The 14,255-nt window shown below is 42.8% G+C and carries 10 protein-coding genes and 1 pseudogene; 4 read left to right on the forward strand and 7 right to left on the reverse strand.

The features are described from left to right. Window positions 1-33 precede the first annotated feature (33 nt). On the reverse strand, window positions 34-2,226 hold the full coding sequence (locus tag ACZ9AO_RS18255; RefSeq protein WP_476109717.1) for a DNA topoisomerase III: 2,193 nt from the start codon (window positions 2,224-2,226) through the stop codon (window positions 34-36). A gap of 215 nt (window positions 2,227-2,441) precedes the next feature. On the opposite strand from ACZ9AO_RS18255, the gene ACZ9AO_RS18260 reads away from it, so the two are divergent. After that, entirely contained in the window at window positions 2,442-3,992 is a 1,551-nt protein-coding gene (locus tag ACZ9AO_RS18260) for an ABC-F family ATP-binding cassette domain-containing protein (RefSeq protein ID WP_202186238.1), read from the forward strand. A 107-nt stretch (window positions 3,993-4,099) separates the two neighbouring features. Here the strand turns inward: ACZ9AO_RS18260 and ACZ9AO_RS18265 are convergent, their stop codons facing one another. Genes ACZ9AO_RS18265 through ACZ9AO_RS18275 form a run of 3 tightly spaced genes read right to left on the reverse strand, consistent with a single transcriptional unit; the run spans window position 4,100 to window position 7,852 of the window. After that, on the reverse strand, window positions 4,100-5,287 hold the full coding sequence (locus ACZ9AO_RS18265) for a class I SAM-dependent methyltransferase (RefSeq protein WP_476109719.1): 1,188 nt from the start codon (window positions 5,285-5,287) through the stop codon (window positions 4,100-4,102). A 33-nt stretch (window positions 5,288-5,320) separates the two neighbouring features. Beyond that, window positions 5,321-6,235 carry a phosphotransferase gene (locus tag ACZ9AO_RS18270; protein ID WP_476109721.1) on the reverse strand — a complete coding sequence of 305 codons (915 nt, stop codon included), beginning with the start codon at window positions 6,233-6,235 and terminating at the stop codon, window positions 5,321-5,323. Between the two features lie 15 nt (window positions 6,236-6,250). Beyond that, on the reverse strand, window positions 6,251-7,852 hold the full coding sequence (locus tag ACZ9AO_RS18275; RefSeq protein ID WP_476109723.1) for a DEAD/DEAH box helicase: 1,602 nt from the start codon (window positions 7,850-7,852) through the stop codon (window positions 6,251-6,253). Window positions 7,853-8,152: 300 nt separating this feature from the next. Here ACZ9AO_RS18275 and ACZ9AO_RS18280 point away from each other — a divergent pair, with 300 nt between their 5' ends. Then, entirely contained in the window at window positions 8,153-9,445 is a 1,293-nt protein-coding gene (locus ACZ9AO_RS18280) for an NCS2 family permease (RefSeq protein ID WP_476109725.1), read from the forward strand. Window positions 9,446-9,548: 103 nt separating this feature from the next. Here the strand turns inward: ACZ9AO_RS18280 and ACZ9AO_RS18285 are convergent, their stop codons facing one another. Then, window positions 9,549-10,091, reverse strand: a complete 543-nt coding sequence (locus ACZ9AO_RS18285) for a hypothetical protein (RefSeq protein WP_251541692.1) — start codon at window positions 10,089-10,091, stop codon at window positions 9,549-9,551. 8 nt (window positions 10,092-10,099) lie between these two features. Then, the gene (locus tag ACZ9AO_RS18290; protein ID WP_048680510.1) at window positions 10,100-11,293 is read right to left on the reverse strand and encodes a ParM/StbA family protein; all 1,194 of its coding nucleotides are present in this window, start codon (window positions 11,291-11,293) and stop codon (window positions 10,100-10,102) included. A gap of 341 nt (window positions 11,294-11,634) precedes the next feature. Here ACZ9AO_RS18290 and ACZ9AO_RS18295 point away from each other — a divergent pair, with 341 nt between their 5' ends. After that, a complete protein-coding gene (locus ACZ9AO_RS18295; protein WP_476109728.1) occupies window positions 11,635-11,949 on the forward strand; it encodes an FAD-dependent oxidoreductase in 315 nt (104 codons plus the stop codon). A gap of 81 nt (window positions 11,950-12,030) precedes the next feature. On the opposite strand, the pseudogene ACZ9AO_RS18300 reads toward ACZ9AO_RS18295, so the two are convergent. Further along, window positions 12,031-12,345, reverse strand: a pseudogene (locus ACZ9AO_RS18300) (ParM/StbA family protein); the annotation flags it as partial. A 364-nt stretch (window positions 12,346-12,709) separates the two neighbouring features. Between ACZ9AO_RS18300 and ACZ9AO_RS18305 the strand changes: the two are divergent. Further along, a complete protein-coding gene (locus ACZ9AO_RS18305; RefSeq protein ID WP_476109730.1) occupies window positions 12,710-14,230 on the forward strand; it encodes an FAD-dependent oxidoreductase in 1,521 nt (506 codons plus the stop codon). Window positions 14,231-14,255: the final 25 nt, after the last annotated feature.

Raw genomic sequence — 14,255 nt, forward strand, 5'->3', positions numbered from 1 at the left:
AAAGGATGGAGCGATTGCTCCATCCTTTTTCTTTTATTTATCGAATTTCAGTTTCGCCAAGGCATCTGCCAATGCAGTATTGATCGGCTCTTCTTTATTTTGCTTTTTCATATAATTGGATACTTCATTTTTGGATACTTTTTGATTTTTATTTTGCCCTCTTCGTTTATTGTAAGAAGAAAGTTTTTCGTGAAAACCGCATTTACAGGTGAATGTCTGTGCTTCTCCTTGACCGCGCATTTCCATCTTTTTATGGCATTGCGGGCATCTGGCATTTGTTACACGTGAAACACTTTTTTTGTGGCCGCAATCACGATCTTGACAGACAAGCATTTTTCCCTTTTTACCATTCACTTCCAGCATCAGCTTGCCGCAATCAGGACATTTCGTTCCTGACACGTTATCATGCTTAAATTTTTGATCACTATTTTTGATTTCATGGACGATATTTTTGGCGTAGGCGCGCATATCACCGATGAATGCCTGTTTTGGCAGCTTTCCTTTTGCTATCGCAGTTAACTTTTGCTCCCATTGAGCTGTCAAAGCTGGAGAACGCAAGTCTTCAGGTGCCAATTGAAGAAGTTGTTTTCCTTTCGAGGTGACATGAAGACCCTTTCCTCTCTTCTCGATCAGGAAGCTATTGAATAGTTTTTCAATGACATCCGCACGTGTTGCAACAGTTCCAATCCCGCCAGTTTCACCAAGAGTCTTGATGAGCTCTTTGCTTTCCCCTGCCATGAAACGAGCAGGATTCTCCATTGCCGAAAGAAGCGACCCCTCATTGAATGGTTCCGGCGGTTTCGTTTCACCCTCTGTTTGTTTCACAGTCGAAATGGTTAAACTGTCACCTTTTTGAACGTTCGGAAGCAGTTGCTCCGCAAGGCCATCTTTAGCTTCTTCCTCATCGAATTGGTGATCATAAACTTCCTTCCAACCTGACTTCAGGATGACCTTCCCTTTTGCCATGAACGTCTCCTGCCCCATTTTTGCGGTGATGGTCGTTTGTTCATATTCAAAAGGCGGCATCAATACAGCAAGGAACCTTTTAACGACCAAATCATAGATTTTCGATTCTTTGTCGCTCAGTTTTCCCGGCAGCGGCGTTTGCTCAGTGGGGATGATTGCATGGTGATCAGAAACCTTGCTATCGTCCACGAACGATTTATTTGTTTTAATCGGGCTGCGCAGGATCCTTGATGCATACTGGGCATATGGTTTAATGCTTACAGCCTGTAATCTTTCTTTTAGCGTATCAACCAAATCCGTTGATAAAAAGCGTGAATCCGTCCTTGGATAAGTCAAGACCTTATGGCTTTCATATAAGCGCTGCATGCTCGATAACGTCTCCTTCGCCGAATAGCCGAATTTCTTATTGGCATCCCGTTGAAGTTCTGTTAAATCATATAAGGAAGGGGCAAAACTTTTCTTATGTGCCTTGTTCACTTCAACCACTTCTGCACTTTTCCCCTTAACGGCTGCAAGAACCTTTTCTACCTTGTTTTTATCAAATGTGCGGATATCTTTTGATTGGGCATCTTGCCAGACGAGGCGCAAATTGGGTTCTGCAATTGCCGAAACGCCATAATATTTCTTAGGCTGGAATTGTTTTATTTCCTCTTCTTTTTTTGCAATCATCGCAAGTGTCGGCGTTTGGACCCTCCCGCAGGATAACTGGGCATTGTGCTTGGTCGTTAGGGCACGCGTCGCGTTCATCCCAACGATCCAGTCCGCTTCCGCCCTTGCTACAGCAGAGGCAAATAGATTTTCATACTCCTTGCCATCTTTCAGATTTTTAAATCCATCTTTGATCGCTTTATCCGTTACAGAGGAAATCCAAAGCCGCTTGACCGGCTTCTTCACATTCGCTTTTTCGAGAATCCAGCGTGCAACAAGTTCCCCTTCACGGCCTGCATCCGTTGCAATGATGACATCCTTGACATCATTGCGATTCAATTGTGTTTTAACCGATTGAAACTGTTTGCCTGATTGCTTGATCACGACCAATTTCAAAGCAGGCGGCAACATGGGCAGGTCCTCAAGGCGCCACGTTTTATATTTTTCATCATAAGATTCCGGATCTGCATGGGTAACCAAATGACCCAGTGCCCAAGTGACGATATACTGATCGCCTTCAAAAAAGCCATTCCCCTTTTTCCCGCAATTCAGCACTTTTGCTATATCTCTTCCGACCGAAGGTTTCTCGGCCAGTACGACTGTTTTACTCATATTAACATCCTTTCGCTTTTAAACTGGTTCCTCTATTATCTCATATAATTTATGACAGGGCGATAATGCACCATGGTATTGGATCGATTGGTTCAATTTAAGGATTCCCCGTACCCACATATATGTAAATTAATAGATTAGATAGCATTCCCGTGCAGATTTTAGTATGATGAAACGTAGGGATTTTTTCAAATTAATTGGGAGGTTCAATATAAATGAGCTTACTTTCTATAGATAAATTAGCACACAGCTTCGGTGACCGTACCTTATTCAAGGATGTTTCCTTCCGCCTGATGGCCGGCGAACATGTTGGTCTGGTCGGGGCAAATGGTGTCGGGAAATCAACGATGATGAATATCATTACAGGGCAACTTATCCATGATGATGGCCGGGTCGAATGGACACCTGGTGTCGAATATGGCTATCTTGATCAACATACGATACTTTCAAAAGGTAAATCGATTCGCGACGTCTTACGGGATGCATACTTACCTTTATTCGAGCAGGAAAAAGCACTGAATGAAGTTACAGAGAAAATGGGTACGGCCACTCCGGAGGAACTTGAAGAACTCTTGGAACAAATGGGTGAAATCCAGGACAAGCTGGAAGCCGGCGGTTTTTACAATCTGGATATTAAAATTGAAGAAGCGGCACGCGGTTTAGGGTTGGATGCAATCGGTTTGGACCGTGATGTCTCTGCCCTAAGCGGCGGACAACGGACAAAGGTTTTACTAGCCAAGCTACTTTTGGAACAGCCTGAAGTACTGCTTCTTGATGAACCGACGAACTACTTGGATGTGGAGCATATCCGCTGGCTGAGCAGCTACTTAAAGGAATATCCACATGCATTTCTATTGATTTCGCATGATACCGAGTTCATGAACGGCGTCGTCGACGTCATCTTCCATCTTGAATTTTCTAAATTGACCCGTTACACGGCAACTTATGAAAAGTTCCTTGAGCTGGCTGAATTGAATAAAAACCAACATATTAACGCCTATGAAAAACAGCGCGAATTCATTAAAAAGCAGGAAGATTTCATTGCAAAGAATAAAGCACGCTATTCAACGACCGGACGGGCAAAGAGCCGTCAAAAGCAATTGAATCGCATGGAACGCATCGATCGTCCGGAAACTGCAATGAAACCTACCTTTGACTTTAAAGAGTCACGTGCGAGCAGCCGTTATGTCTTTGAAGGTGAAGATTTGGAAATCGGATATGACCGCCCATTGCTTCCGAAGTTGTCCATGACCATCGAGCGGGGAGAAAAAATTGCGGTGGTCGGCTGTAACGGAGTTGGTAAATCCACTCTATTAAAAACGATTTTGGGTAAAATCGATCCTCTAGGCGGTAAAAGATCACTTGGCGATTTCCTTTTTTCTTCGTATTTTGAACAAGAAGTGAAAGCAGGCGATACGACGCCGATCGATGAAGTATGGAATGCATTTCCGCATCTGGACCAACCGCAGGTACGTGCGATTCTTGCCCGTGTCGGTTTGAAAAACGAGCACATTACACGTCCGATGAGCCATTTAAGCGGTGGAGAACAAGCTAAAGTGCGCCTATGTAAACTCATGCTTACCGAAAGCAATTGGCTGTTATTCGATGAACCGACGAACCATTTGGATGTCGTTGCAAAAGAAGAACTGAAACGAGCATTGAAAGAGTATAAAGGAACGATTGTCCTCGTATGCCATGAACCTGATTTCTATGAAGATTGGGTTACCAAAGTATGGGATGTAGAGGAATGGTCGGCACAAAATTAATTTTTTTGGGGATGTCGCGGAACGCGGCATCCTCTTTATTAAGGAATAAATAAAAAAGCTGACTGAAAAGGCTCCTTCAGTCAGCTTTCATTTCCTCATCATGCAGCTTAAACTCGTTCCGCCACCAAGGTATATGTTTTCGGAAGCCCAATATCATGGATTTTATGATTCGGTTCTTCCTCGAGCACTTTAATAACGAGTCCTGATTGACCTATTGACGTTATAAGTTCCCCGATTGTCCACTTACGCTGTACAACTCTTGAAAGGCTCCCTTTTTCCTCATCCGGCATATGCTTCGAAAATGCGACCTCATTGTTTTCGATTGCCGGAGCGAAATAGTTGCCTGTTATTTTATGTTTTTTACCATTTGAAGTAATGAGCTTTGTTGAAATCGGATGAAATTCATGCAGTACGAATCGGCCTCCGGGTTTCAGCATCTTTTTAATTTTTTCAAATAACGGCTGCAGATCTATTAAGTAATGAAGGACACCGAGCTCCATTAAAACCAAATCCTGATTCCCCGATTCATGCTCGGATGATAGCGAAAGGACATCCGAAACGATATACTCGATGGAGACATTGGCGCCACTTGCCAGCTCATTTGCAAACATTGCGTTTTCCTGGGAAAAATCAACGACTTTCACTTCTGCTCCCAATATGGCCAGTGCAACTGCCTTAACACCGTTCGATCCCATCAAATGAGTGATTTTTTTGCCGGATATTTCCCCCATATATTTATAAAAAGAATGCAGTCTCCATTTTGGGTTTTGTTTGATTTTTGATGCCAATTCAACAGGATCTCCATAACGATTGACAAGCGCTAAATAATTATTCTGGTTCCAGGCTTGTTCATTTTCCGCTGTGAACCCCTTCTGCTCGGCTGATAAGTAAGCATGAATCTCGGCACTGAACTTTCTCATTTCTTCTTCGTATAAATAACTGTATAACGACCTGCACCAAACCTCCATATCCCCCATCTTTATGGATAAACGATATGGGTCCGTTTTAATGGTCGTGTTAAACCGGCAGCGAACAGTGACAGAAATTCCCTCGACATCCATTAGAAAGAATGCAGTCTCAGGACTTCTTTCAGGCTTTGTTGGCACGTATTTCGAAAAAAGATCCAAAGCCTCATTAAAGACATCCCATTGTACATCCATGCCGATTTTCTTGTATTCATCGATATCCACTCCTTGTACGAAAAGCGCAGATCGACCTGTATATTGGTAGGGAATATTAGCTTGATCCAATATGTTCGCCATTAATGTGATTGTATGATAATAACTTGCCTTCATATGTACCTCCTAAACATCAAAAGAGCATGACAATTATTCTTCTATAGCAAATTCCAAACCGGTACTCGTAATGGCAATCAGCTCTTCATCTTGGCGATCTATGCCATAAACGAGTAATGTAACAAGCATATATATGGCTCTGAACCGGGCTAGGCTCTCTGTTTCCTTTTCGATTTCACCATAGATTTCGAAAAAAGCACTGCGCACCTCTTTTGGGAAATAACTGTATAAAAAGGAGAAATCAATGGCTGGATTCCCGTTATGGACATCTCCCCAATCAATGACACCTGCGAGAACGCCTTCGTCATCAAGTAAAACATTCCGGATATGGATGTCTCCGTGAACGAGCGAAATCGGATGCTGAACATCCAATTCATCTTCACCTAAGGTTTCAACAAAATCCTTAACTGCATGCGCCTGTTCAAAGTATCCTAGCTTTATTAGATTCGAGACATTTTCCATAAGTGATTTCTTTCGATAGGATACATCAAGCCTCATCATCCCATCAGGCTGCACACCTAAACGCATAGCCTTTTCGACAGGGAAACTGTGAAGAACCTTCAAAAAGCGGGCAAATCTTTTTGCCGATTCGACCTTATTTGCTTTTGTTCCTTCTACAGGCAAGTGTCCTTTCACCATTTTATAACCGGTAAAAGGATAAGGATACAAAGTGCTTGGTTTCCCAAAAAAAATTGGTTCAGGGATAGCAAGCGGAAAAGTGCCTGCAATGGAAGGCAAAAGCTGATTTTCCACTTGAATCAACGTAACTGCAATAGGGCGGCGGGGAAAACGGAATACAAATTGCCCATTGATTTGTATGACCGTGTTATCGAAACCCTCCCCAAGTTGCTTGATCTCTTTCAACTCAATTTCCGGAAACTGCAGCATGATCAAATTCCCTGCCAGCTCCAGAGAAACTGGATATTCTGCCAACCAAGGCTTGTTCACTCCCGTCTCCCCCTTTTACCGGTTTCTCCCTCTATTGGGGCTGCTGCCAGATCCACCTCTGCGATTACTCGCCCCTTGTGTACTAGTTGATCTACGGCTGTCTCTTTGACCTCCTCGTGGATTGTCACGCTTTTGCCCACGGCCGTCTTCCGAGCGGCCACTCCGCGGATTCTCTCGCCTTGGTCCGCGGCCGTTTTCCGAACGAACTCCACGTGAATCCTCACGTATAGGCCCGCGGCTGTTTTCCGAACGAACTCCACGTGAATCCTCACGTATAGGCCCGCGGCTGTTTTCCATCCGGCCTCCACGTGGTTTCTCCCTCTCGACTTCACGATTGTCCGCTTGATTTACAGAACGGTGACTGCCCCGATTCGGTCCTCTCGTATCGATCCGTTCCCGATGTTTCCTTCCTCCTCCCGAACGCGGGCGGCGAGTACCCTCATCGGAAGAGTCATCATGACGCTTCCTTTTTTGCCTCACCTCATCGGGTTGGAACATTTTCACTCCTTCAATCGTCCTTCTTTCGATTTTCATGGAGATCCCTTTTTCAATATCGCTTAATAGCTGAAGATCCTTCGTTGCTATGAAGGTGACAGCCAAGCCATTCTCACCCGCGCGGCCCGTCCGGCCGATTCGGTGGATGTAACTTTCTGCATCCTCGGGAACATCGTAATTAAACACATGGGTCACGCCTTCTACATCAAGCCCTCGTGCAGCAACATCCGTCGCCACTAAATATTGAAGCTTTGCGTCTCTGAAGTTTTTCATGACACGTTCCCGCTTTGCCTGTGAAAGGTCACCATGAAGCTCTTCAGAATTGAATCCAGCTGCCTTCAGGGCATCATTCAATACCGAAACGCGACGTTTTGTACGGCAAAATATGATTGCAAGGTATGGCTGTTCTTCTTTGATCATGTTGATTAATGAAGATTGTTTGGCACGATCGGTCGTCTCGATGACAAGCTGCCTGATTTTCTCGACCGTTACTTGCTCAGCCTTCACAGCGGCAGTTAATGGTTTAGTCATGTAGCGTTTAGCCAATTGATGAACCTGTTCAGGCATCGTCGCTGAAAAGAGCAGCGTTTGGCGCTCCTCTGGAAGCTGTTCCATGATTTCTTCCACTTCTGGTAAAAACCCAATATGAAGCATTTGATCAGCTTCATCTAGCACAAGCGTTCCAGTTTGTGAGAGATCGATGGTGCCTCTTCGTAAATGATCTAATAACCTGCCTGGCGTGGCGACCACCACGGAGATGTTTCTTGTCAGCTTTTTCATTTGCTGCTCGACATCCTGTCCGCCATAAACTGCAAGCACTTGAAGCCCTTCGATTTCATCAGCGAATTTTTTCAATTCAGCAGTGATTTGCAAAGCCAATTCCCTTGTTGGCGTGACGATCAGTGATTGTATGTGGGATGCGGCGGGATCGACTTTTTCCAGGATTGGCAGCAAAAAGGCCAAAGTCTTCCCCGTTCCTGTCTGCGCCTTTGCGATGACATCCCTTCCAGCAAGGATATCGGGTATCGATTTCTCCTGAATCGGGGTAGGGGCGGATATTCCTATTTGCTTTAATATGTTGTTAATCGCCGGGCTGACGCCAAGGTCGATGAATTCTGTCATGTATGGGCCTACTTTCTGAATTTCTTCATTTAATTTACTGATAAATCCACTTAAATGGTAACAGCTTCCTTCACTTCAAGTCATTATCCTTAGTCTAAGCTATTTGTTAGTATATCATTATCTATTTTCGAGAAAACCTGTACCTTAAAATTTTTCATCCTATTGTACTTTAGTTATTTTTCTAATATAATTTATAAGATTTATTATCCATCTATCGAGCTACTTACTTGAAAAAGGGTAAGCATCTCCTCCTTGTAGATTTTTGCAAGGATTTTTTGTATATAAAAAAGGAGTGACCGCATGTTTAAATTAAAAGAACGGAATTCAAATATTAAAACGGAAGTACTTGCGGGGCTTACAACCTTTTTAACACTGGCTTATATCATCGTTGTAAACCCCATGATCCTTTCTGATGCGGGTGTTCCCTTCGACCAGGCATTCACAGCAACCATAATCGCAATAATAGTCGGTACCCTATGCATGGCCCTTTTAGCCAATTACCCAATTGTCATAGCACCGGCAATGGGATTGAATGCTTATTTTGCATACTCGGTATTGGGAACCCATGATATCTCATACACAGTTGCTTTCTCTGCAGTCTTTGTTACCGGTATCATCTTTATCCTTTTATCCCTAACCTCTTTCCGTTCAAAATTGATCGAGGCCATCCCTAATAACTTAAAGCATGCTATCAGTGCCGGAATCGGGCTTTTCATCACCTTCATCGGACTGCGTTTGTCAGGTGTCGTCACACAGCATGAATCCAACCTGGTTACCCTTGGAAGCTTCAGGAATCCCAGTGTGGCACTTACATTGGTTGGTTTGGTCATAACGATCGTACTGATCGTTCGCAATGTGCAGGGAGCGATATTCATCGGAATGATCGTGACCGCCATAATCGCTTTCTTTACAGGCCAATTGGAAATTAACGGTCTGGTCTCCACCCCTTCCTTACCTGAAGGCATTATAGTCGCCAATCCAATCACATCTATCGCCGATGTCATTAACTATGGGCTTTATGGCGTCGTCTTCTCCATTTTGCTTGTCATGCTATTCGATACGACCGGTGCTTTATTGGGCATTGTCCGTCAAGCTGGATTGCTGAAGGAGAATAAGCTTGAAAAATCCGGCAGTGCCTTCTTTGCAGATTCGATCGGCACGACTGTCGGCGCCATGTTCGGCACAAGCCCGACCGCTGCCTCTGTTGAATCATCAGCTGGTGTAGGAGCGGGCGGCAAGACAGGTTTAACCGCGTTGGTGGTGGCCATCCTTTTCCTAATAACCGCCTTCTTCAGCCCCCTGATAGGAACTGTCTCAAATGTAGCGGCAATCACGGCACCTAGCTTGATCATCGTCGGAAGCATGATGATTAAGAGCATTAATGAAATTGACTGGACACACTTTGATGAATCATTCCCAGCCTTTTTGGTCATTGTCGCCATGCCTTTAACATCAAGCATCGCCAACGGGATAGCACTCGGGTTCATCGCCTATCCCATATTAAAAATGGCAAGAGGCAAATTCCGTGAAGTCCATCCATTCGTCTACTTGTTTGCCATTCTATTCCTTTACCAACTGATTTTCCTGGCTTGATCATCTTAAGAGGTATCCCTTGTGGTTCCTCTTTTTTTAACCCCCGCAAAGAAAAAGGAGGATATCCAACTTGTCGCCGGATATCCTCCTATATGTTTTTCACTCACTGGTTCATTTGATCGAGAAAATCACCAAGAAGATCATCAAGATTTTCCTCTTCAGGTTCTGGTTCCTCCACTTGTTGTGTGGTTTTTTCCAAACTCCAATCAAAGTCATCCAAATCTTTCTTAGATATTTCTGCCTGCACCACTTCATTATCCTGTTCTTTGGGCTCATCCTGCAAATAAATCTCCTCATTAATTACATTGCTGTCTAATGAGGCTAGCAAGGCTGTTGCGCGTAAAGGATCGGATAAAAGATGGTACATAATCGTTCCAAGCATAGCTTCTGAGTGGGAATGCTTGAGCCAGTCACGCTGAGATTTGCTAAGCTTGTTCGGCATGGGCAGGGCAATCATTTCCCGTTCCTGATGGGTCGATTGTCCGATTCCATCGAGAACATACTCGGCAATTTTACTGGAAAAATTCCTTCTTTCCGTTTCCTTCAATTTCTGCAGCTGCCTTAACGTATAATCTGATACATCTGAAGGGATACGAAAAGTGATGGCTTGTCCTCTTTTGATTTCAGAAGAAGCTGTTTTTTTCATTCTCTCACCTATTTAACAGCACCTGATCTTTGTTCTTTCTTCTTTTGGTGGGATTGCTGCTGTTCCTTTGAATTCCGGCGATTAAAATCCGAAATCAATTTATAATAGGCGTTGGCCATCATCCAAACGCTTTCCCGTTCATCTTCAAAAAAGTCGATATTGTAGCCATCAAAATTCTGATTGAGCGTTTTCAGGTAATCTTTCAAGACAATCGAACCTCCGCCAACAAAATAGCAGATTTCCGTTTGCGAGTTTTTCTGCCATACGTTACGCAGATGGCGATATTGCTTTTTCGCAAGTTCTCCTAAAATCCGGTCAACGATATCATGGACGCTTGTCCGGCTTCCGCGAACCATAATATGGTTACGATCGTTTTTCTTCGTGATGATTTCAACGACATCTCGTCTGCTATCCAGCTCGACACCGTGTTTTTTTCTGATTTCTTCACGAATAGATTCTAGGGCCTCAGCTACTCCTAGATTGAACCCTTGCGCCTTATCATCATCAACTTTACGGTTTTTAATGACCGCGATATCTGTCGATAGTCCGCCAATATCTTGAATGAGAATTCTTCTATCTATTAATTCACGGTTAATGATATTCAAATCATTGTCCATGACTAAATTAATGTATGCGGCGAAGCCCTCTGGATAGACTTTCACTTCATCAAATTTGATATTAACCTTAATACCTTGGTATTTAGGTGTAATTAAAAATTCTACTTGGTGAACGGATCCCAGTAGCTTCGAACGGTACCCAACATCTTTCCCTTCCTTAACTTCCCGAAGAGGTAGACCTGTTCCAAGCGTATAATTCGCTTCGACAACGTTATTTACTTTTTTGAACTTATCATTATTTCCTTGCTTGGCAGCATCCAATGCAATAGCCGCAAAAAGCATGACTAATGTTTGGTCTTCCTCTGATTTACTGCTCCCCAAATCTAGTTCTGTTGGGTTATCACTTTTTGTCGCTAAATTTCCGACACGATAAATGGCATTATTGTCTTGCAAGGCTGGTGAATGGACTCTAATATGTAAGCCTTCCAATGGGTTTTTTTCATCGAGTTCTTCGATTCCTATGACCGGACGATCTTCAATGTCTTTTGCAATGACATTTGGTATATATAGTTCAGACTCTAGCTTTCCAAAAATAGCTTTAATTGCATCATTTCCTACGTCTATTGCTGCGATTCTAGAACTCATCTAAAAACATCCCCTTTTTCATAAAAAAATTTAGGTGGAGCACTCTATTAAGCATAGAAAAGGTTTCTATATTAGTCAATGCTTCATAAGTTGTAGCTTTATTTGTCGAATCGTATTCATTTGTGTACACATTAGGAACAAATATGTACACACGTTATATATAGCCATGTGTACTCATTTGTAAACGTGTTTACTTTTCTGTGTACAAACCAACTATTTTTGTTTATATGTATACAATATTGCAAACAAACAAAGAAACTAACTTTTAATAATCTTCTTCATATAAAAGAAAGCGTAAAAAAGGAGAATTTGGTCATGGCAATAAATTGGACAAGCCACTAATGAAACGTATGAAGATATTAAAATCACCAAAAAAATACAGAAATTCCTCAATATCCGTAGCCATATTGGCGCAGCACTTTATCCTTCCTTCGTTTTCTAAACTAGAAACAGATATAACAACTGATGTCTTAATTGTTGGTGGCGGAATTACGGGTATCACTTCAGCTTATTTATTAGCCAAGCAAGGTGTGAAAGCCACATTCATTGAGGCAGATGAGACACTTAATAGTACAACAGGCCACACAACCGCAAAAATCACGGTCCAGCGCGGCTTGATTTACGACCAATTTATTACTGATCACAGTGAGGAATAGGCCAGACTATACTATATGAGGCCAACACTGAAGGAACGGAGCTATCAAAGGATTGATAGAAGAACATTCTATAGAATGTACAAGATGCGTATACGCAAATACTAATGTTTGGTCCTCCTCAGATTTACTGCTCCCCAAATCTAGTTCTGTTGGGTTATCACTTTTTGTCGCTAAATTTCCGACACGATAAATGGCATTATTGTCTTGCAAGGCTGGTGAATGGACTCTAATATGTACCCCTTCTTTTTTTACATCGAGTTCTTCGATTCCCATGATTGGCCGATCTTCATGTCTTTTGCAATGACATTTGGTATATATAGTTTTAGGCTCTAGCTTTCCAAAAATAGTTTTAATTGCATCATTTCCTACGTCTACTGCTGCGATTCTAGAACTCATCTAAAAACATCCCCTTTTTTTATAAAAAAAATTAGGTGGAGCACTCTCGATAGAAGAGATTTCTATATTAGTCGATGCTTCATTAGCTGTGCCTTATTTTCATTTTTCGAATTGTATTCATTTTCGTATACATTAGGAACAAATATGTACACACCTTATATATAGCCATGTGTACGCATTTGTAAACATGTATACTTATTTGTGTACAAACTATCTATTTTTGTTTACATGTATACATAATTGCAAACAAACCAAATAATGTATTTTTTTAATCTTTCTTCTTACAAAAATAAGCGTATAAATAGCGGCTTTGGGTATGGTAATAAATGGACGATTCACTAATGAACTGTATGGAGGTATTCAAATGACTGAAAAAAATACTGACCTTCCCCGATTTCCGGAACCTTATTGGCGCAGTGCGTTGACATTCCCTTCTTTTTCTAAACTAGATACAGACATAACCACTGATGTCTTAATAGTAGGCGGCGGAATTACCGGAATCACATCTGCTTACCTACTTGCTAAACAAGGTGTAAAAGTCACACTGATTGAAGCAGGCCAAATCCTTACCGGAACGACGGGACACACTACAGCAAAAATCACGGCCCAGCATGGCCTGATTTATGACCAGTTGATCACTGACCATGGCGAAGAGAATGCCAAGCTTTATTATGAAGCCAATACAGATGGAATGAAGCTGATTAAAGACTTGGTAGAAGCACATTCCATTGAATGTAATTTGACTGCACAGGATGCCTATGTGTACGCAAATACGGACGAATATATAAGCAAAATCCAAAAAGAACTGAGAGCCTATCAAAAACTTGGCATTCGGGGGGATTATGCGGAGAATATCCCTTTCTCCATTCCATGTAAAGCTGCTGTGATAATGAAAGATCAAGCACAGTTTCACCCATTAAAATATTTAACGTCCCTCATTTCGACAATTATCGATGCAGGAGGCACAATCTATGAACGGACAACGGCAATGAAGATTGAAGACGGCAATCCACCAACCGTTCTGACGGATACGGGACATTCCATCAAAAGCAATCAGGTTATCGTGGCCTCCCACTTCCCTTTCAATGATGAAAAGGGCTTATACTTTGCCCGTGTTCATGTAAGTAGGTCCTATGTGCTTGGCATCAAGACTGAACAGGAGTATCCAGGCGGGATGTATTACAGTGCAGACAGCCCTAGCCGCTCGCTTCGCTATACGGAATTGGACAATGGGGAAAAACTTATACTTGTTGGCGGTGATGGCCATAAAACAGGTCAGGGAATCTCAACGATCGAGCATTATGAAGCACTGAAGGACTTCAGTGCCCAGTATTTTGATGTGAAAGACATTCCCTACCGCTGGTCGGCACAGGATATCGTGACACCGGATAATATCCCCTTCGTCGGTCCAGTGACAGCCAACCAACAAAACGTCCTGATAGCTACCGGCTATGCGAAATGGGGAATGACGAATGGATCGATTGCCGCAAAGATCTTAACTGACCGGATTTTGCAAAAAGATAACCGGTATGCGGAATTGTATGATCCTGCACGTTTAAAAGGCGTGAAGAATATTCTCCAAGATAATGCTGATGTGGCGAAGCATCTCATCAAAAGCAAATTGGCTGTCAATCATAAAACGCCGGAAGACATAGGAATTGATGAAGGAGCAATCGTGAAGGTGGATGGAGACAAAGCTGGGTGTTACCGTGACCATGATGGCCAGCTTCATATTGTTGATTCCACATGTACACATATGGGGTGTGAAGTTGCCTGGAATAGCGGCGACCGTACTTGGGATTGCCCATGCCATGGCTCCCGCTACTCCATCGCTGGTGAAGTGTTGAATGGCCCTGCTGTCGAACCATTGAAGAAAATTCGCTGACTGCCAATTTGTGATTTTATCTAAT

It is taken from the genome of Peribacillus sp. TE19612, from assembly GCF_056279465.1.

Excerpts from the sequence above, each read along its gene's own strand:
- ACZ9AO_RS18285 (WP_251541692.1), bottom strand. The coding sequence starts at position 10,091 with ATGAAAAAAACAGCTTCTTCTGAAATCAAAAGAGGACAAGCCATCACT.
- ACZ9AO_RS18260 (WP_202186238.1), top strand. The coding sequence starts at position 2,442 with ATGAGCTTACTTTCTATAGATAAATTAGCACACAGCTTCGGTGACCGT.
- ACZ9AO_RS18295 (WP_476109728.1), top strand. The coding sequence starts at position 11,635 with ATGAAACGTATGAAGATATTAAAATCACCAAAAAAATACAGAAATTCC.
- ACZ9AO_RS18265 (WP_476109719.1), bottom strand. The coding sequence starts at position 5,287 with ATGAAGGCAAGTTATTATCATACAATCACATTAATGGCGAACATATTG.
- ACZ9AO_RS18280 (WP_476109725.1), top strand. The coding sequence starts at position 8,153 with ATGTTTAAATTAAAAGAACGGAATTCAAATATTAAAACGGAAGTACTT.
- ACZ9AO_RS18290 (WP_048680510.1), bottom strand. The coding sequence starts at position 11,293 with ATGAGTTCTAGAATCGCAGCAATAGACGTAGGAAATGATGCAATTAAA.
- ACZ9AO_RS18275 (WP_476109723.1), bottom strand. The coding sequence starts at position 7,852 with ATGACAGAATTCATCGACCTTGGCGTCAGCCCGGCGATTAACAACATA.
- ACZ9AO_RS18305 (WP_476109730.1), top strand. The coding sequence starts at position 12,710 with ATGACTGAAAAAAATACTGACCTTCCCCGATTTCCGGAACCTTATTGG.
- ACZ9AO_RS18255 (WP_476109717.1), bottom strand. The coding sequence starts at position 2,226 with ATGAGTAAAACAGTCGTACTGGCCGAGAAACCTTCGGTCGGAAGAGAT.